The organism is Stenotrophomonas sp. STM01 (assembly GCF_014852135.1).
Lineage (GTDB): Bacteria > Pseudomonadota > Gammaproteobacteria > Xanthomonadales > Xanthomonadaceae > Stenotrophomonas > Stenotrophomonas capsici.
Genome location: NZ_JACVBA010000003.1, coordinates 141,175 through 158,997, shown reverse-complemented (window position 1 = coordinate 158,997; position 17,823 = coordinate 141,175). Strand labels below are relative to the sequence as shown.

Below are 17,823 nucleotides of genomic sequence, written 5' to 3'. Positions count from 1 at the left end.
ATTTAGTGTAAATAAGTTGCACCAATACCCGGATGCAAGTGAGCTCAGATGCCGTTGAGACCAGCAGTCCGCAGATCGAAGCGCGCCATCACTTCCCCGGCCAAGGCGCGGGTACGTGCATCGATCTTCTCCGCACTCCAAGCCGCTGCCTTGGCCAGCTCGACATTGAGCACCAGGCCATTTCGATAGCCGACGTGACGCCCCTGGCGGTCAGTCCGGTCCCGTTTGTCCTCGAAACTCTTGTTGCCCAGTGCGCTGTTGAACCCGGAGATCGTCAGATTGCCCAGCCGGTGTACATGTACCTGCTGGAGCTCTTTGGCTTTGCCGCCATCACCAGCAGCCATCATGTCAACCCATGCATTGGGGATGTTCTCGCCCTGCGGAAAGATATGTTCGATTGTCCAGACGAACTGCTTGTTCTCGAACTTCCAAAGATCAACCCAAGTTTCGCGCGTCATTCCCTGCTCAGCCAAGCCGCACAGGATGAAGCGTGCAACTCCCGCGTTCTCGTCGTAGATGGCCCCCTCCAGCTTGCCGCGGAACACCTCATCAGAGGCGGAGACTGAAAGCAGTTCATCACGGATTGTCGCCTGGACATCATCGCCGGACTTGCCGGCAAGCTTGTCGACGATCGACATGAACAGTCTCGTCAGATCACGGGTAGGCGGCGTGTCTGTCAGATTGCGGCGAACGAAGAAGCACACCAGCAACTGCAGAATCGACCGGAGCTGCGCCAAATCCAGCTTTAGCGGCTTTTGCTCTGACAGCAGATACAACATGAGCAGATGCGAGGGTGCACCTTGAATGCGCTCAAGATCCCTCAGCGGCTTGTCCAGAGATGCCCAGACCTCCTCGTGATTTCGACCCAGCATCAGCGCATACAGCCGCCCTGCTTCACGAATCTCCCTCAAGTGCTGGGCGGCGTTCTGATTGATCAGCCTCTCGTAGATCTGGATCAGGTTGGAGCGCTTGGCCTCCGGCCCCAGCGGATCCTTCCGCTTGTCCTCATCACTGCGGAACGGAGCATTCAGCCGATCCTTGAAGGCGTTGTAGTAATGCCGGAAAAAGCGCTCCTGAAGTGCATAGTCGTCGCCCAGGTCTTCCAGCAATTTCTTCCAGACCTCGAAGTGGCGGTCCACCTTGCCGGGATCATCAACTTCCAGCCGTGCCAGCAGCTTGTTCTTGATCAGGTCGATTGCCGTCAACGGCACACCGCGGTTGTTCAAGGACTCGAACAGAATGTATGCATCCGCATGGTTGGCTACTTCGATCTTCACCAGGCAGGCCTGGCTAACCTTGTCGAGGAAGGCCATGATCGATCCGAGGCGATCCCCCTTCCCATCGAGCATCGCCTCGATACGAGACTGGAAGTAGCGGAATGCCTTGAACATCCGGCGATTCCCAGCATAGGGCGGCGTATCAACGTTACCGATGACCCCCACCTCCGCCAGCACGGCCCTGTAGTCATCCAGATTCCGGTTCTGGATCTGCGGCACCACCCGCAGCTCGTCCTCGCCCTTCTTCAGCACCAGCTTGCGCTTGAGATTGACGAGCTCCACGCGCTGGTCATCATCCAGCTCCTGGTCGTGCGCCCTCAACGTCTGGTACAGCGCGGCGAACAGCAACGACAGTGTGGTCAGTCGTTGCTGGCCATCAACAACCTCCAGACGCTGGATCGCCAACGTATCGGTGGTGTGATTGATGCAGATGACCGAACCCAGGAAGTAACCGGGATCGTTCTCTTCAATGTCATCGAAGAGCGCCTCCCACTGCTCCTGCCTCCATGTGTACTCGCGCTGATAGCGGGGAATGGCATAGACCACCCGCGCTTCGATGTCGAACAACTGCGAGATTGGAAAGTTCTTGACGTCCTTGATCACTGTTTTTGCTCCCGCGCCTTCTGCTTCTCGGCCAGGCTGAGGTGGTGATCGTTGATGCGGTCGCCTTCCTTGCCGCCGTATTCCAAGCCGAGGGAATACCACGGGGCCGAAGGGACGTCGCTGCCACGGTCCTTGTCCCATTTGACCTTGGGGCGTTCGCGCAGGATTCCGGCGCCCTTCTTGCCGACGTCGGGTACGGACAGGAAGGGGCGGATATTCAGGCGCACGCCGTCGTTGAAGTCGGGATCCCAGCCGATGGGCTGCTGGGCCAGCGGTTTCCAGCGCACGAAGATATCGTGCGGCTGCTCGCCCTTGAGGATCAGTTCCAATTTCTGCTTCAGCGCCTGGGCGGCGTGCAGTTTCTCCTGAGCACCATCCACACCGGCGGCCAGGTCCCGGGTCTGGCGGGTGATCCAGTCGCCGAGGTAGGTGTAGATCAGCGTTTCCAGGGCCTTGGTATCGAGGCGGTGGTAGTTGACCAGCGCGGCAAAGCCGTCGCGCAGGCCGTCCCAGACGTGCCAGATGAAGGGGCGCTGGTGGAATAGCTCGCAGTGCTGGGCGAAGAACCTCTCGCGCAGCCAGCTCTCCAGCGTCTTGCCAGCATGGCCGGCCGAAACCAGCAACCTGGCCAGCACGTCATTGTTCCAAGCCGGTCCGTAGGCGGCGGCGAGCAAGTTCAGCAGGCGGTCGGCGGCGGGCGCTTCCCGGCCCACCGGCGGCAGGCAGACGATGCCGTCGCGATCGGCAAACACCGCCAGCGCGTCGCAATGTTTGACCCAGGCGCGCTGTTCGTCGGCCAGCTCCATCGCGGCATCGGTTTCCGCCGGCCAGCGATAGCCCAGCAAACGGGCCACGGCGATCTGCAGCACGTTGGCGTCTGTGCGCAGCGCGCCGTCGGCGGTGTGCTTGCTGCCCTCGTCCCAGACCACGGAACCGCAAGGATGGCCATGGAAGATCCATTGGGTGGGATCGTCGGAATAAGGCTGTGGCAGCCCGTGTGGGTAGCGTTCGGCTGCAACTTGCTGCCAATGACCAAGATCAAAAGGAACTTTGACGAGAGTTCCGTTGGCAACGATAACCGACTGCTCGATTTTTCGAACGACCTCGTTGAACTTGGGGTCGGAACAATAGGCCCAAAGAGCAGGCAGATGACTTTCCTTCCGAGGCACGAGCACAGCCTGCGATTTGTCGTATCGAAACCCTTGATAGAACGACGCCTTTAGGTCGCGCATCAAGGCAATTGAAATGCCGGGCCTCCCCCACGCCTGTTGTCCACTCTGATCTTGATTGTGGATACGCTCCCTATGAAGTGCATCCATGCCACGTACTCGCATCTCTGTCGAGTCCCATGCAACAAGATGTGACAAACCCTCAAAGGCACCATGCGAATCTGGTGAGCACTGCAGGTAGCTCCACTCCGTGAAACCGTCGCCAGCAAGCTCCCAAAACACACGACCGAACTTTTCGAAGTCCCCAGTCCCCAACCCTAGAAACGAATCCGCATGAATCGATAGCAGCGCCCCGCGTTCGATGTCATCTAGAGAAATCCTGGCATCAGGATTGTCCAACTGCCTCTTCTGGCTCACCTCCACCAACTCACCATCGCGCAACAACGTCGCCTTCTCCAGCGCCACCTTGGGTGCGCTGGCATCGACGCCGCGCAGCTTCAACCCGTCCGATGGCTTGGCGCGAGTTTGGGTCAGCAGGACAGCCTGCACGACCTCGCCGCTGATGGTTTCGAAGGCGCCGGGTCCCAACCTCGCCAGCAAGTTCCATTCAACTCGCTTGAGCAACGACTCGCGTTGCTTCTTGTAGCTGCCAAGAAACAGCCAGTTCTGCGGCATCACAATCTGCACCACACCACCGTCGCCGCACAGCTCCAGGCAACGCTCCAGGAACACATTGGCCAGGTCGTTCTTCGCCGCGGGGTAGTGGACTGCGCAGTAGTCGCGCAGCGCTTCGCTCTGCTTGCCGCGCGCCAGATACGGCACATTGGTGATCACCAGCTGATAGCGCACGTCCAGCAGCCGTGCCGCATCCAGCAGGCCCAGCGCACTGAGCGCCGATTCACGCCGCCCACCGGCCTCCTCGCCACCGCCTTCCTGCTTCAAGGCTGCCAGCAGCAGCGGTTCCAACTGCGCGTAGTCCGCGCTGTACAGGTCGCCCTTGTGCCGGCTGGGCGAGAGCAGGCTGCCCAGCAGCGGCGCCTGCGCGAACTGCTGATGCAGCCGCGCCAGACCTTCGCGCAGCGCCTTGGCATTCACCGCACTGTCCGGCACCAGCGCCTGCCAGTCCTCGGCTTTGCCGGCCACTTTCAATCCGCAACAGGCGATATGCGGACTGGGGATTTCACGCACGCCCAGCGGCTGGCCGCGTTCGTCCGGATAGCGCCAGGCTTCCAGCGCCACCGCAAACACCGCGATCTCCACGCAGCGGGCATCCAGCTCCAGTCCGTGTAGGTTCTGTGCCAGCACGCGATCCACCGCCTCGCGTGCGCTCAGCCCTTCGGCCGCCATGCGCATCGGCACCAGCATGAGGAAAGCCGCGACGAGGAAATGGCCCGAGCCGCAGCTCGGGTCCAGCAGCTTGTAATCGGCCAAGGTGTCCGGCCAGGCCTCGAAGGTGCCGGCGGCGGGCGTGCCGTCTTCCAGCCTGCGCAGATAGTCCAGCGTGACCGGGCACGGCGTGTCGGGATGACGCGTGGCCCACCAGGCACCGAGCGCGTTGTCCAGCAGGAAGGCCACCATGTACGGCTCGGTGAACAGCTGGGTGACGGCCGACAGCTCGTCGGCGCCGATCTTTACTTCCGACTTGTTGATCGCGTCCTTGTTGTCGGCCTGCCAGAACTGGTAGACCCAGCCCAGGCTGTCGGAGGCGGTGAACACTTCGGCCGGCAGGCTGGCCAGCAGGGCTTCCAGCGGAATCTGCACGTCGGCCGACAGGGGCAGCTCGAACACCGGCGAGCCGGCCTTGAAGACCTGCGGCAGCATGCGTTCGGCCAGCCGTCCGGCCAGCTCCCAGCCGTTGCGGGCGCCTTCATCGGCAGCCAGTTCCTCGCACTCTTCCAGCGTCACCGCGACGCCGTCGTACATCAGCAGTTGGTTCTCGGCCAGGAAGCGGGCAAACAGCATGCGGTGCCAATGCTGGTAGGCGACCTCTTGGGTAAGGTGCGCCATAGTCTGCACCTTGCCGCCGTTGAGACTGTCGCCCAGCTGGCGGCCATGTGCGCGCAACCGCACGCGCAGATCGCGTTGCGCCTCGCTCAAATGCGTCGGCCGGCTGGCCTCAGCCACGCCTATTTCATTCAGTGCTGCGTGCGCGCCGGCTTCGGCTTGCCGCCGCGCCTGCTTGACCGCAGCCTCCAGGCGGCTGCGTAAGCCGCGTTCCAAGGGTTCCGTCACATTATTCTCCTTAGCGCGGGCGCACGGGGCCGTTGGCCAGCGCGACCTTGAGCATCTCAGCCGCCTCAGCCACCCAGGCATCCACGTCGGCGGCGTTTTGCAGGATGCGCTGGGACAGCGCGATGAACTGCACCTTGGGCTCGCACAGCTGCGCGGTGTCTTCGGCTACGCGGGCAAAACGCTCGGGTAGCGCGACGACGCGATCCACCAGCCCTGGCAGCGGATACGCCTGCAAGGTGGCCAGCACGTCCTGGGTGGTCTGCACCTTGACCGGAGGGACATCGGCCAAGGTCAGTCGCTGGGTGGCAAGCAGGTCATGGCGCTGTTCTGGTTCCAGCCTGACCCAGTTGGGGTCAGCCTCCAACGCATTCATGCCCGCCTTGTGGCGTTCGGCATAGGCGCTCGCCTGCTGGTTGAGCTGCTCGCGCAGCGCCTGCGACAGCGCTGTACTGAGCCCGGGCACGGGGTCAGGATCGGCCAGGAGCTGGCGCGAGGCCGCAAGCGCTTCGACCTGGGCCAGCGCGGCTTCGGCACCGTCCAGCCCGGATGCGTGCGTTGCCAGTTGCCTGAGCGACTGCCAAGGCGCCCAACGTGCCTCGATCTTCTCGGCATCGCGTTGCCACTCACCGATCAGGGTGGTCAGGTCGTCGCGCTGGTTGTACAGGGCCAGCAGCTGTTCGTTGCCGGCGCTGTAGCGAAGCTCGTCGATGACCGTGGTATCGCGCTTCTCGGGTTTGGGCGCTTCACCACCGGCACGCTCGGCGAGCACGCGCAACTTCTCCAGAAACACCCCGACCGCCGACAGCTCTTCGTTGGGTCTGGCGATCACATCCAGTGTCTGCAGCAGCTTGCGGATCTGGATGCGCTGCGGTGCGGTGATGGTGGTGGCCTCGACCCGGAAATGGGTCTTGCCGATGGTCTTGCGCTCCAGCGTCTTGAAGTCGACCGGCTGACCGCGTTCGTCTTGGGCACGCAAAGCACCCGCTACCAACAGCGCGAACAGGGCGCCATCAACTGTATCGCCCGACCAGCCATAGGGCGCGCCTTCAAAGCGGCTACGGATCTCGGCGCCGGTCTTGCCTACCGCAATAAAACCCAGCACCGCCTTGCAAACCAGGTTTTTCTCCGATTCACCTTCATCACCTACGGCTTTCAGCGCATCCGGCGCACCTTGGCGGGCGCGGTCGAACACTTTGCCCCAGCCGGCATGGTCCCCCATCCCGAACTGCGGATAGAGGCGGTGCAGCGCACTTTCCGCAGCCTCCTTCGCCATCGCCTGCACATCGGCGCCAGTGACTTCGGCACCGCCCCCCTGAAACACGCGGGCATCACCGAAACAGTCGCGCAAAATGGCCTGGATGCGGTTCTCTGCATTGCGTGCCGTGGTCTGCATGGCCTCGAAGGCTTCACGGGTGTCGGCAGCGGCATTGGCGCCGGGAGTACCGCGCTCACTGATGGTGTTGCTGGCCGCCTTGTACTCCATCAGCTGCTGATGCAAATCGTCGCCATGGCGCTTGGGTAGGAAAAGGAACACTGTGGGCGACTCGCTGCCCGCCTGCCGGGCCTCGGCCCGTACCGCGTTCTCGTCGGTGCTCCAGCCGTCGCGCACCCAGACGTAGATGCGTTGATCCGCATCTTTGGGCAATGCGGCGTCGAACAAGGAGCTGACGTCGCGGGGCACCTTGGCATCACCCTGGGTCAGCGACAGCCGCCCGACGACTTCGCCAAACATTTTGCGGATGCGGGTATCGCGCTCGTGCTCGAGCGCATGCCCCTGGCTAGCAAGGATGGCACGCTGGTTCATGAAGCTGTCGTTCCAAGCCGCGCTTTCTTCGGTTTGGATGCGGTACTCGGCATCGACCTTGATCAGCAGTTCGCAGCTATCCAGCAGCTCTGGCAGGCGGCTGCGCAACGCGCTGGAGCCAGCCGGAAGATCCTCCAGCAGCAAGTCGGCCAGCGTGTCCACGGTGGCGCGGATGCCGATATCGGTATTGGCTGCGGCGACCTTGTTGATCAGGAATACCAAGCCGGTGGCACGGGCAATCAGGCGCTCGTCGTCGCTGCCGCGCATCCAGGCACTGGTCTTTTCATGCACCTTGCGCGGTAGCTGGCGTGACTGCAGCAGGTTGTCAGCGCTGTCGAAGAACACAAAGTCCGCAGCCACCACTGAGCCCAGCGGAGCGTCCAGGTTGGTCTGGATTACCTTGTGCACCACGGACAGCTGGTTGCGCAGCTGCGCGGCGGTACCGGTCTGGTCGAGCACCTTGAGCGCGGCCTCCCAGAAGCGCCGGCGAACCGGCAGCAGCGGGTAGTCCTGCGGGAACACCGGCACGTCATTTGAACGATGCGCCAGCGCCGTGCCCGACAGGTGGCGTGAAATTTCGCCAAGGTTGCGGTCGAGGGTGCTGGCAATCTCGGGGATGGCTTCCGGTTTCTTGGCCAGGATCACCTTGCGGATCACGGCATCGACATCGGAATCGGACAGCTCGACTCGAACGGTGAAGCGGCCCTGCAGGCGCTGCAGATTGGCGGTGCCGGTCACGGCGGTCTGGCCGGTGCCGACAAACAGCAGCTTGCCACCGATATTCTTGCTGCAGGCCTCGACCGTTTCCTGCACGTCCAGCGAGCGCTGGCTATCGCTACCGATGTACTGCTGCACCTCGTCCATCACGACCAGGGTCAAGGGGAACTTGCCATCCCGGATCAGTGCCTGGCGGATCGCCTTGATCATTTCGTCGCTGGAGACGTCGGCTACTGCCGGGAACATCTGGGTCAGCGTCTCGACGCAGGCATTGCGGGAAGAAAAGCGATCGGGCCAGACCTGGATGAGTGCATCGGCGATGCCATCGGCCACGTAGAAGTTGTCCAGCTCCTCCTGCCAGTCGTAGCCGGCTGCGGCGACCGCGGCACGCACTTCGTCCAGCCGCCCCTCCTTCATCAGCCACATCACGAAGCGCGCCACCGGATACTGCTCTGGCAGCCCGGCAGACTTGAAAATGATGCGCAGCAGGGCCAGTCGCACACTGCCGGAAGCACCGGCCCCAAGGGTTCCAGATGCGGCATGCAGACCACCGTGGCGTCGGCCCTGCGCACTGAGCTCCTTGAGATGATCCTGTATGCCCTGCGGAAGTTCGGCGATTCCGCGCGGCGTGGCGCCATCGGGGAACGGCGCGTCCTGCCACAGCGCACGCATCATCTTCACCAGGTGAGACTTGCCCGAGCCGAAGAAGCCGCTGATCCACACACCGGGCTGCTGCGGCTGGTCGATGTTGCGCAAGAAGGTGTCGAGGATGTCCGAAAGGCCTTTCTCGTACTGGCCGTCGCAGACGAAGGTCTCCAGTTCGTAGCGGAGGACGGCAAGCGCATCGGCCGAAGCGTCGTCATTGACACTGGCCACACCTTGGTTGACCAGCTTCCGCTGGGCGGGATCCTTCAAATAGATGTCGCGATTGAGCATAACTACCCCTGGATAGCTCGATGTTCAGGCCTGGTCTGCAGTGATGGGGACAGCGAGGTAGTTCCAGCCGTCGTAACCGTCAAGCAGGCGATAGTTGTTGTTCTCGAAGCTGCCTGGGAAAAGCACAAGCAGCCGTCCGCTGACGCGGGGCGCAAAGGCATCGACCACATCCTTGACCTTGGACAGCCCGAACAGAGAGCCCACGCCGCTCACCGCCACCACGGTGTTGCTGTCAGCACCGACCTGTTCGGCAAAGGATGCGAACCGACTTTCCAGATATTCCAGATACTTGGGCAGCAAGGTGCCAAGCAGTTCGGGTTTCTCGAAGTACTTTTGCGCGTAGCGCTGCGTGCCCAGCCACTGCGCGAACGTATCGGTCAGGTCGAAGTGCTGCCAGCGATGTCCCGCAGCGGTAGTTGCCAGCTCGAATTCACCGATGCGGGAACGCAACGCACGCTCCTCAATCGGGTCGTACACGCAAAAGACCACGCGCTGGGCCGCCGCCACGTCGTCGCGCCACGGCGTCGCGATGAAACGTTCATAGGACTGCAGCAGGCGTTTAAGCTTGCTCACGGATCACAACCTCCTCCTCAGGACGGATAAGGCGGGGAAAGGCGACTTCCATCACGTCTGCGACGCGCTTGAACTCGATCCAGCCCTTGCGGGCCGCCTCTTCCGCGAAATCAATGCAGACAGCGACCGGCACGTCCTGTGCTTTCATGAAGCGAGTCTGGAAGAGCTCCGGGCCCCTGGCGCCGGAGGCGTATCCCAGCAGGAGGGCATAGGCGACCGATCCTGCTGTGGGGCGAGCTTGCTGCCGCAGCTTCCGCACCCGGCCCGAAAGGTGCCCTGCCTGGGTCAGGGTGGCATTGATGTTCTGCGCGACCGACTTCAAAGTCGCCGGGCTGAAGCGATCAGGGAACTTGCCGGCGATGAAGGTCTCCACGGACTCGCGAGAAACCGTTGACTCTAGGGCGGCCGCCCAGATATGCGGGGCAACCGAAGACAGCAGCCCGTCCCGCGCCAAGGCTGCGCCTAGGGCAAGCAATGGACGACCTTGGATGTCCCGATACCAGAACCAGCACATGCCGCGGTAGAGCAATTGCTCAGGGTTCACACCGTACAGATCGACCAGATGGCCCCAAGTCAGTGCTCTGGTATTGCCCGAACGCTTGCCAAGGCAGTTCATGTCCACGACCGCCTCGCGATAGTCAGCTTGGGCAGCCCCCTCCGGGCAGGCATCGAGCAGCAAGCCAAGCTCGGCCAGCATGATGGTTCGAGACGCATGTGCGCCCCCGGTAGTGGTCTTGAATCCCAAGTCTGGGAGAAGCATGAGCATAAATCCGGCCTGCGCCTTACGAGCCGAGGGGCATGCAGGTCGCGTCTCGACATTCGTTTTAGGGGGGGAGTAGATGCTAGCCGTTTTGGTCGCTATCAGTCGACATGATCGACAGTCGACCTCTTATATCTGACTGCAATTAGTGATGCCGAAATCAGCCAAGAGATGCACTCCAATGCTCGTATCGGACGCTGAAGGTGACACACTCCGAGCATGGAAGGCCATGTCACTAGCTCAGAATCGAGGCACAAAAAAAGCGGCGCTTATGCAGGCCGCTTTTCCGTATTTTTTCCGTACGTGCCACGAGTCAAAGTAGTAAGTCTTTGATTTCGTGGTGGGCGGTACAGGGTTCGAACCTGTGACCCCTACCATGTCAAGGTAGTGCTCTACCGCTGAGCTAACCGCCCCTGTCGCAACACGCGTGCATTGCGGTGGTGCTGCCCGCACCGGGGTACTGCTTCAACAAAAAGGCCGACCCGATGGCCGGCCTTTTTGGATGCCCACTCGACCCGATTCCGGGGAGTGGTGGGCGGTACAGGGTTCGAACCTGTGACCCCTACCATGTCAAGGTAGTGCTCTACCGCTGAGCTAACCGCCCGTCGCTGCAACAATTCACCGTTGCGAGGGCGCGTATCTTAACCAACCCGGCCCGGTTGGACAACCGTTTTCTGCAAAAATCTTCACGCTGGCCACCTCAGCCCAGATTGGCCTCCTTGAGCTTGTGGATCTGGTCGCGCACCCGGGCCGCGTCCTCGAACTCCAGGTCGCGGGCATGCTGGTACATCTTCTGTTCCAGCTCCTTGATCCGCGCCGCCAGTTTGCCCGGGTCCATTGGCAGGTAGTCGGCCTCCGGCTCGGCCACGCGACGCCCCTTGCCCTTGACGCTGGACTTGGCCGACCCCTCCTCGTGCGCCCCTTCCAGGATGTCCACGATGGGCCGCGCCACCGAGCGGGGCACGATGCCGTGCAACTCGTTGTACTCCACCTGCTTCTGCCGGCGACGGTCGGTCTCGTCGATGGCCGCCTGCATCGAGCGGGTCATCTTGTCGGCGTACAGGATCGCCTTGCCGCGCACGTTGCGGGCGGCACGGCCGATGGTCTGGATCAACGAACCGGTCGAGCGCAGGAAGCCCTCCTTGTCCGCGTCCAGGATCGCCACCAGCGATACTTCCGGCATGTCCAAGCCCTCGCGCAGCAGGTTGATGCCGACCAGCACGTCGAACTTGCCCAGGCGCAGGTCGCGGATGATCTCCACCCGCTCCACCGTATCCACGTCCGAATGCAGGTAACGCACACGGATGCCGTGCTCGCCCAGGTACTCGGTGAGGTTCTCGGCCATGCGCTTGGTCAGCGTGGTGACCAGCACGCGGTCGCCCATCTTGATGCGCGCATTGCACTCGGACATCAGGTCATCGACCTGGGTGCCGACCGGGCGGATCTCCACCTGCGGATCGATCAGGCCGGTCGGGCGCACCACCAGCTCGGTGATCTCCTCGCCGGATTCGCGCAGCTCGTACGGGCCAGGCGTGGCCGACACATAGATGCTGCGCGGCGAGCGCGCCTCCCATTCCTCAAACCGCAGCGGGCGGTTGTCCAGCGCCGAGGGCAGGCGGAAGCCGAACTCCACCAGCGTTTCCTTGCGCGAGCGGTCGCCCTTGTACATCGCGCCGATCTGCGGAATGGTGACGTGCGATTCGTCGATGACCAGCAAGGCGTCGGCCGGCAGGTAGTCGAACAGGGTCGGCGGCGGCTCGCCGGCGGCCTTGCCGGTCAGGTGGCGGGAGTAGTTCTCGATGCCGTTGCAGTAGCCGACCTCGGCCATCATCTCCAGGTCGAACTGGGTGCGCTGCGCCAGGCGCTGCGCTTCGACCAGCTTGTTCTGCGCGTACAGCAGCTCCAGCCGCTCCTTCAGCTCGACCTTGATGGTCTCGATCGCCGCCAGCACGCGCTCGCGCGTGGTCGCGTAGTGCGTCTTGGGGTAGATGGTGTAGCGCTGCATCCTGCGCAGGCTTTCCCCGGTGAGCGGGTCGAACATGCTCAGTTGCTCGATCTCGCCGTCGAACAGCTCGATACGCACCGCCTCGCTGTCCAGTTCGGCCGGGAACACGTCGATCACCTCACCGCGCACGCGGAAGGTACCGCGCTGCAGTTCGTACTCATTGCGGGTGTATTGCAACTGGGTGAGATGCTTGATCAGGTCACGCTGGTCGATGCGCTCGCCCTTGGACAGGATCAGGCGCAAAGACAGGTAGTCCTCGGGCGCACCCAGGCCATAGATCGCCGAAACGGTGGCCACCACGATCGCGTCCGGTCGTGACAGCAGCGTCTTGGTCGCGGCCAAGCGCATCTGCTCGATGTGCTCGTTGATCGAACTGTCCTTCTCGATGAAGGTGTCCGAGGCCGGCACGTAGGCCTCCGGCTGGTAGTAGTCGTAATAGCTGACGAAGTACTCCACCGCGTTGTGCGGGAAGAACGCCTTGAACTCGCCGTACAACTGCGCGGCCAGGGTCTTGTTCGGCGCCATCACCAGCGTCGGCCGCTGGATCTGCTGCACGACGTTGGCGATGGTGTAGGTCTTGCCCGAGCCGGTCACGCCCAGCAGCGTCTGCTTGGCGATGCCCGCGTCGAAATTGGCCACCAGCTTCTCGATGGCGGCAGGCTGGTCGCCGGCCGGAGCGTAAGGCGATACGAGCTGGAAGCTGTCGGACATGGGGAGGCCTTGCCTGCGTGGACTGCCCAGTATAGCGAGCGCCGTGATGACGACCCGGCAGGGACTAACCTCAAGTTCAGGGGCCAGCTCCCCCGAGTCCCGGCACACGCACACCCATGCAGCATGGGACGACCCGATCAGCACGGAAGCCCCGCCCCATGATGGGTCAACGACGTGTCAGCCACCCCGCCAGCAGGGGCTTTTCCCAGATCGAAACACTCGCATGCATTGTCGTGGCCTCCTTGTTGGCAGCGCTCGCCGCGCCGGCAATGAGCGGGCAACTTCGTCATTCCCGGGCAACGGCGTTGCAGAATGCCTTGGTGGGGCATCTGCATCTGGCCCGCCAGACTGCGATCTGGCAGCGCAAACCCACCCTGCTATGCCCCTCCATGGACGGCAAGCAGTGCACGTCAACCCGCAACTGGGCGGAGATCTGGCTGGTCTTCACCGATCCTGACGGCAACGGGCAGCCTGACCTTCCCACGGACATCATCCGGACCGGCAGACAGCTCGCGCCAGCAACCCTGAACCTGAGGAGCAGCGCTGGTCGGAGTCGGGTCCGCTACCTCCCCGACGGCCGCAATGCGGGCTCCAACCTGACCCTTTCGATCTGCACCACCACAGGCCAGCTGCTCAGGCAGGTGGTCGTCAACAACAGTGGGCGCGTCCGCAATGGACGGATCATCGAGGGAGCAACCTGCCCGCCCTGAACGGGGAGTTGCGCGGTCGGGCCGTGCTGAGTAGAATGCGCGTCCCCGCCCGAATAGCTCAGCCGGTTAGAGCACTTGACTGTTAATCAGGGGGTCGTTGGTTCGAGTCCAACTTCGGGCGCCAGATCAAGAAAGCGATAAAGCCCGCCGCAAGGCGGGCTTTATCGTTCCTGCGTCTGCGAGAAATGGATGCCATGCTTCCCGACGCAAGGGCACCGTTTCCTGCAACAAAAAAACCCGCCGGTTCCGGCGGGCTTCTTGGGGAATCGTGCGGCGCATCACCAGCAATCAGCAACCGTCGCCGTTCCGCTCTTCGTGCGCACCCCTTGCGCATTGACCGTCAACGTCCCGCACTTGGGATCCTTCTGGCTCGACGTCGGCACCGCCTGCAGGATGTAGGCACGCGCGGTCGGATCCCCTCCCTGGAAGCCTACCTGGTAGAACGCCGCCAAGTCCGCGTCACAACGCGGAGCCGGTGCACCGACATACGTCAGATTGGTTGTGTAGTAACGCTCCATCGTCTGCGCATGCTGCTGCAGGCAGCCTGCCACGGCCGTACGACGCGCCTTGACCACGTACTCCCGGTAGTTGGGATAGACGATGGCTGACAGGATCGCGATCACCGCGACCACGATCATCAACTCGACCAGCGTGAAACCCGCCGCCCGGCCCCTACCTGCAAGCACCGCCCCCCGTTGTGCACGAACCATCTTGTTCACTCCCTTAGTTCCCGATCAGTTCGCGCCAGGAAACGCGCTTGATGTTGCCGTTGTTGGTATTGGTCTTGGTCTTGTCGTAGGTGCCATCGTCAAGACTGGTATACATGTTGTCACCGATGAAGATCGGATTGTTCGGGCTGCTGCCGTAACCGATGCCCGATACCGGCACGCCATCCAGCGAGTCCTTGCTGTCGATCACGCCATCGCCGTTGGCATCGAAGAAGCCGCCGGACAGGCGCCCACCCGTGAACGGATCGATCGCCATCGTATAGCCCTTGCCGGTCGGGCTGCACACATCCGCTGAATCCGGGATGCGCGTGGTGCCGATCAGGGTCAGGCCCTGGAAGAAGTTCGGCACCACCATGCGCTCACCTGCCGCAGTACCCGAGGACGGAAGCAGGTTCATGTACCAGCCGTCCTCACCCGTCGTGGCCACGCGCTCGATGACACGCACGTCGTAGCCGCCGACCTTGCCTTCGTTGAGGACGCTCACCTGCTTCAGGCCGCCCGCTCCGGAAATGGTCGAACCCTTGTCGATCAGGCCATACCAGGTCTGCACGTTCTTGTTCGCGCGGTCCGCCGAATTCAGGTAACGGCCCGTACCGTAGAACACCCAGGTCTGCAGGGTCTTGGGGTTCACCGCGACCAACGGGGCCGCCGTGATGGGCTTGGTGGCCCCTGCCGCAAACAACAGGCTGGCGGTTCCCGTCGACAGCTTGAAGCGCCACATGTTGCCCTTGAGGTCACCGGCATACACGGTATCGACCAGGCCGTTGCCTGCAGCGGACCAGGCGTTGATGCCGGACAGGCCATTGTCGCTGCCAGTCGCCGTGGAAATGGTGGACATGCTCCCGTTGGACATGTTGATCACCACCAGCTTGGCGATCCCGTCACTGCTGTTCGGGCCGTTGCCCAGCAACACCTTCCACTCCCCGTCAGCCACCTGCGAAACGATCGGCTGGCCCAGGTTGTTGCCCAACGCTGCATCGTTCACTTCCCACATCAGGGTGGGCGACGCCGGGTTGGTCACGTCCAGCGCGAAGACGGTCTTGCCGCCACGCCCCATGGTGCCGACCAGCGCGGTACGCCAGTTCGCACCGTCATACCAGTCCGCCGCGGTCATGGCACCGTCAACCGTATAAGTGTGCTCGTAGGCCGGGTCGGTGTACTTCAACGCACCACTGAGCTTGGCCATGCCTTCGGTGGGAACGAAGGCAAACAGCTCCTTGCCACTGCTCGCATTGAACGCATGCAGCATGCCGTCGTTGGCCCCCACATACACCACCGGAGTACGTGTGGCCTGGACGGAAGCAAACGATGCGTAGTTGCTGGAACCGGCGAAGGTGCTCTTCATGTACAGACGGCTGTTGGGCGCGCCCACATACACCGGCTGCGAATTCACGATGTCGCCCAGCAGGCTCAGGCGGTTACGGAAAGTCCCGCCATTGCTCTTCTCACCGGAACGATCACCGCGCAGATAGTTCACCACCGCCGCGGACAGGCCGTTGACCGAACCTTGGAACGCGGCAAGCGATCCACCATTGTTGTAGAAGATCTTGCGCGCGTTGGTGGTGGCGTTGGTCGGCCCCCAGACCGGGAACTGGTCGGCAGCGGACCAGGCCTGCGTCAGCGCACCAGTGGTGGCATTGACGTCATACGCATACAGGCGCCCCGCCCACTCGCGATTCTGGCCGGTGACGAACTGCGCCTGGAACGTGCGTGCACCGGCATCCAGCTTCGTCGAGTTGCTGGCGAACGAGCTCGCCGAGCCCTCCGCCTTCTTGGCGATCGACTCGAAGGCCTGGCGCAGGCTGGCCACCATCTTGTCGGCCTCGCTGGCCACGTAGAAGTTGTCCGGACGCGGGTAGCTGTTGACGGTGCTCGTCACGCCGCCACCTGAACCACTGGTCAGGTAGTCGGTATTCGTATGCCACCACGACTCCTGCAACGCCTTGGTCGTCAGCGGATCGAAACCCAGCGGCACGTCGAAGCCACCGTATTTGGCAGTCAGCCAGTACTGGTTGGCGGTCTTCGGCTCCAGGATCTGGTTCTCGCGCACGTCCACCCAATAGGTCGAGAGCGTCTGCTTCCCGGTGGTGTTGGGCTTGGCCAGGTCATCCGGACGGATGTCGTTCGTATTGGCGTAGTACGCCAGGCCGGCGATGAAGGCCGAGTTGCCACGACCACTGAAACTGGAGGCATTGGCCTTGGTGGTAATACCTTCCAGGTCAAAGATCTTCTGCGTGTACTTGACCGCCAGGTCGTAGTCCTTGTCCGGCGTATTGGGAATATCGCGGTCTTCGTGGGTGTTCACGTCACCGATGCCCAACGCCGCGTTCACCTGGCAGGAGTACCGGATCGGATCATCCCAATCGGTGATGACCGGGAAACCGTCGGCGTAGGTGTAGTTGATGTTCCGGGTATAGGCATCGATGTTGCCCTGCCCACGGAAGTAACGCAGCGCCGCGTAGTACAGCTCGCTCACCGGGTCATTGCTCTTCGGCGAAGCCGTCGTCATCTGGCCGAACTTGTTCAGATAATTGATGACGCCGCTGTCCTGGATGCCGGTGGTTGCGGTGGCACTTGCATCGTCCGGGTCGGGATTACGGCGCAGCACGCCCGTGGTGGAATCCCATTCGGCGTTCGCGTTCACCAGCGTGCCGACTTCCGGGTAGTAGCTGTTGGGGCCGACGAACTTCTGGCGCGCACGCATCACGCCGCCATTCCGGGTATTCCCCGACTCGTTGAGGAAGCCGAAGATGCTGTAGCGGATGCGCTTGGAGTACTCCTGGATCAGGCCTTCAGGCTTCCAGCCCTGCGAGTACTGGACGCAATTACTCTCCACGCCCACGCTCGCATCGCAGACCTTCACGCGCACACTGACTTCATAGACGGTGCCGGCATCACCATTCTTCCCCGTGGTGAGGGTATGCACCGCCGGGTTGTAAGGCACCGGAGTGGCACCGAGATCGCCGCTGGAAGTGAAGCGCATCTTGTTGCCCAGCCCTGCGATGCGGATCTTCAGGCTGTTCCACTGCGCACCGGTCAGGTTGTTGACCAGGGTGGCATTGGTGGACGACGCGGGGATGGTGCGGTCCGGATACAGACCCGAGCCGTGGTGGCGCGCCTTCTCCAGAACCGTCGTGGTCGGGGTATCCACCACGCGGTACCCACCGGTAAGCCCGGAGCGGAACGGGTCGATGGTCTGGGTGGCCGCCCAGTTCATGTAATTGCCGCTCCACTGCTTTGCAGTGGCGCAATTGAACGAAACCGCCGCACCCACAGGATAGAAGTAGCGGTCCGTCTCGGTGGCACTGTAGTTGTACAGATAGCACTTGGCCGGATCGAAGTAACCCGAATACCGGCGCGACGTGTCGTAGTTGCCGATGTTCGCCTGGCTGATCAGGGTTGGATATTCCACCGACGGCACCAGCACCAGGTTGCCTGGCACGTCGCTGCCCACGTACATCGGTGACTGGGCGATCTCCACGGCCGGCGCCTGGGCCGAGCACAAGGCGGCGAACAGGCCGATGGCGAAAGCGCCAAATCGACTGCTCAACGAACGCGGCTGGACGATTGTTTCGATGGATGTCGTTTTCATGATCTT

The 17,823-nt window shown here is 62.5% G+C and carries 9 protein-coding genes and 3 tRNA genes; 2 read left to right on the top strand and 10 right to left on the bottom strand.

Features of this window, described 5'->3' with window-relative positions:
* Nucleotides 1–44 precede the first annotated feature (44 nt).
* From IB227_RS14900 to uvrB, 8 genes are all read right to left on the bottom strand, one after another.
* Nucleotides 45–1,880: a DUF262 domain-containing protein gene (locus IB227_RS14900; protein WP_192288054.1), complete on the bottom strand. Its 1,836-nt coding sequence runs from the start codon at nt 1,878–1,880 to the stop codon at nt 45–47.
* On the bottom strand, nt 1,877–5,281 hold the full coding sequence (locus IB227_RS14895; RefSeq protein WP_192288053.1) for a DNA methyltransferase: 3,405 nt from the start codon (nt 5,279–5,281) through the stop codon (nt 1,877–1,879). The genes IB227_RS14900 and IB227_RS14895 overlap by 4 nt, the downstream gene beginning before the upstream one ends.
* A gap of 10 nt (nt 5,282–5,291) precedes the next feature.
* Nucleotides 5,292–8,738: a BREX system P-loop protein BrxC gene (gene brxC / locus IB227_RS14890; RefSeq protein WP_192288052.1), complete on the bottom strand. Its 3,447-nt coding sequence runs from the start codon at nt 8,736–8,738 to the stop codon at nt 5,292–5,294.
* Between the two features lie 24 nt (nt 8,739–8,762).
* Nucleotides 8,763–9,311, bottom strand: coding sequence for a BREX protein BrxB domain-containing protein (locus tag IB227_RS14885; protein ID WP_192288051.1), 549 nt, complete (start codon nt 9,309–9,311; stop codon nt 8,763–8,765).
* Entirely contained in the window at nt 9,298–10,008 is a 711-nt protein-coding gene (locus IB227_RS14880) for a hypothetical protein (RefSeq protein ID WP_225591894.1), read from the bottom strand. Before IB227_RS14880 ends, IB227_RS14885 begins: the two co-directional genes overlap by 14 nt.
* A gap of 401 nt (nt 10,009–10,409) precedes the next feature.
* Nucleotides 10,410–10,484 (bottom strand) — tRNA-Val (locus IB227_RS14875).
* 116 nt (nt 10,485–10,600) lie between these two features.
* A tRNA-Val gene (locus IB227_RS14870) sits at nt 10,601–10,675 on the bottom strand.
* Between the two features lie 96 nt (nt 10,676–10,771).
* Nucleotides 10,772–12,787, bottom strand: a complete 2,016-nt coding sequence (gene uvrB / locus IB227_RS14865; protein WP_192288049.1) for an excinuclease ABC subunit UvrB — start codon at nt 12,785–12,787, stop codon at nt 10,772–10,774.
* Between the two features lie 158 nt (nt 12,788–12,945).
* On the opposite strand from uvrB, the gene IB227_RS14860 reads away from it, so the two are divergent.
* Both IB227_RS14860 and IB227_RS14855 read left to right on the top strand, forming a co-directional pair.
* The gene (locus IB227_RS14860; RefSeq protein WP_192288048.1) at nt 12,946–13,497 is read left to right on the top strand and encodes a GspH/FimT family pseudopilin; all 552 of its coding nucleotides are present in this window, start codon (nt 12,946–12,948) and stop codon (nt 13,495–13,497) included.
* Between the two features lie 47 nt (nt 13,498–13,544).
* A tRNA-Asn gene (locus IB227_RS14855) sits at nt 13,545–13,621 on the top strand.
* Between the two features lie 154 nt (nt 13,622–13,775).
* On the opposite strand, the gene IB227_RS14850 is transcribed toward IB227_RS14855, so the two are convergent.
* Together IB227_RS14850 and IB227_RS14845 are read right to left on the bottom strand one after the other, a co-directional pair.
* Nucleotides 13,776–14,207 carry a type IV pilin protein gene (locus IB227_RS14850; protein WP_132866047.1) on the bottom strand — a complete coding sequence of 144 codons (432 nt, stop codon included), beginning with the start codon at nt 14,205–14,207 and terminating at the stop codon, nt 13,776–13,778.
* A gap of 13 nt (nt 14,208–14,220) precedes the next feature.
* Nucleotides 14,221–17,817, bottom strand: coding sequence for a PilC/PilY family type IV pilus protein (locus IB227_RS14845; RefSeq protein WP_192288047.1), 3,597 nt, complete (start codon nt 17,815–17,817; stop codon nt 14,221–14,223).
* Between the last annotated feature and the right edge of the window lie 6 nt (nt 17,818–17,823).

Excerpts from the sequence above, each read along its gene's own strand:
- brxC (WP_192288052.1), bottom strand. The coding sequence starts at position 8,738 with ATGCTCAATCGCGACATCTATTTGAAGGATCCCGCCCAGCGGAAGCTG.
- IB227_RS14880 (WP_225591894.1), bottom strand. The coding sequence starts at position 10,008 with ATGCTGGCCGAGCTTGGCTTGCTGCTCGATGCCTGCCCGGAGGGGGCT.
- uvrB (WP_192288049.1), bottom strand. The coding sequence starts at position 12,787 with ATGTCCGACAGCTTCCAGCTCGTATCGCCTTACGCTCCGGCCGGCGAC.
- IB227_RS14860 (WP_192288048.1), top strand. The coding sequence starts at position 12,946 with ATGATGGGTCAACGACGTGTCAGCCACCCCGCCAGCAGGGGCTTTTCC.
- IB227_RS14850 (WP_132866047.1), bottom strand. The coding sequence starts at position 14,207 with ATGGTTCGTGCACAACGGGGGGCGGTGCTTGCAGGTAGGGGCCGGGCG.
- IB227_RS14845 (WP_192288047.1), bottom strand. The coding sequence starts at position 17,817 with ATGAAAACGACATCCATCGAAACAATCGTCCAGCCGCGTTCGTTGAGC.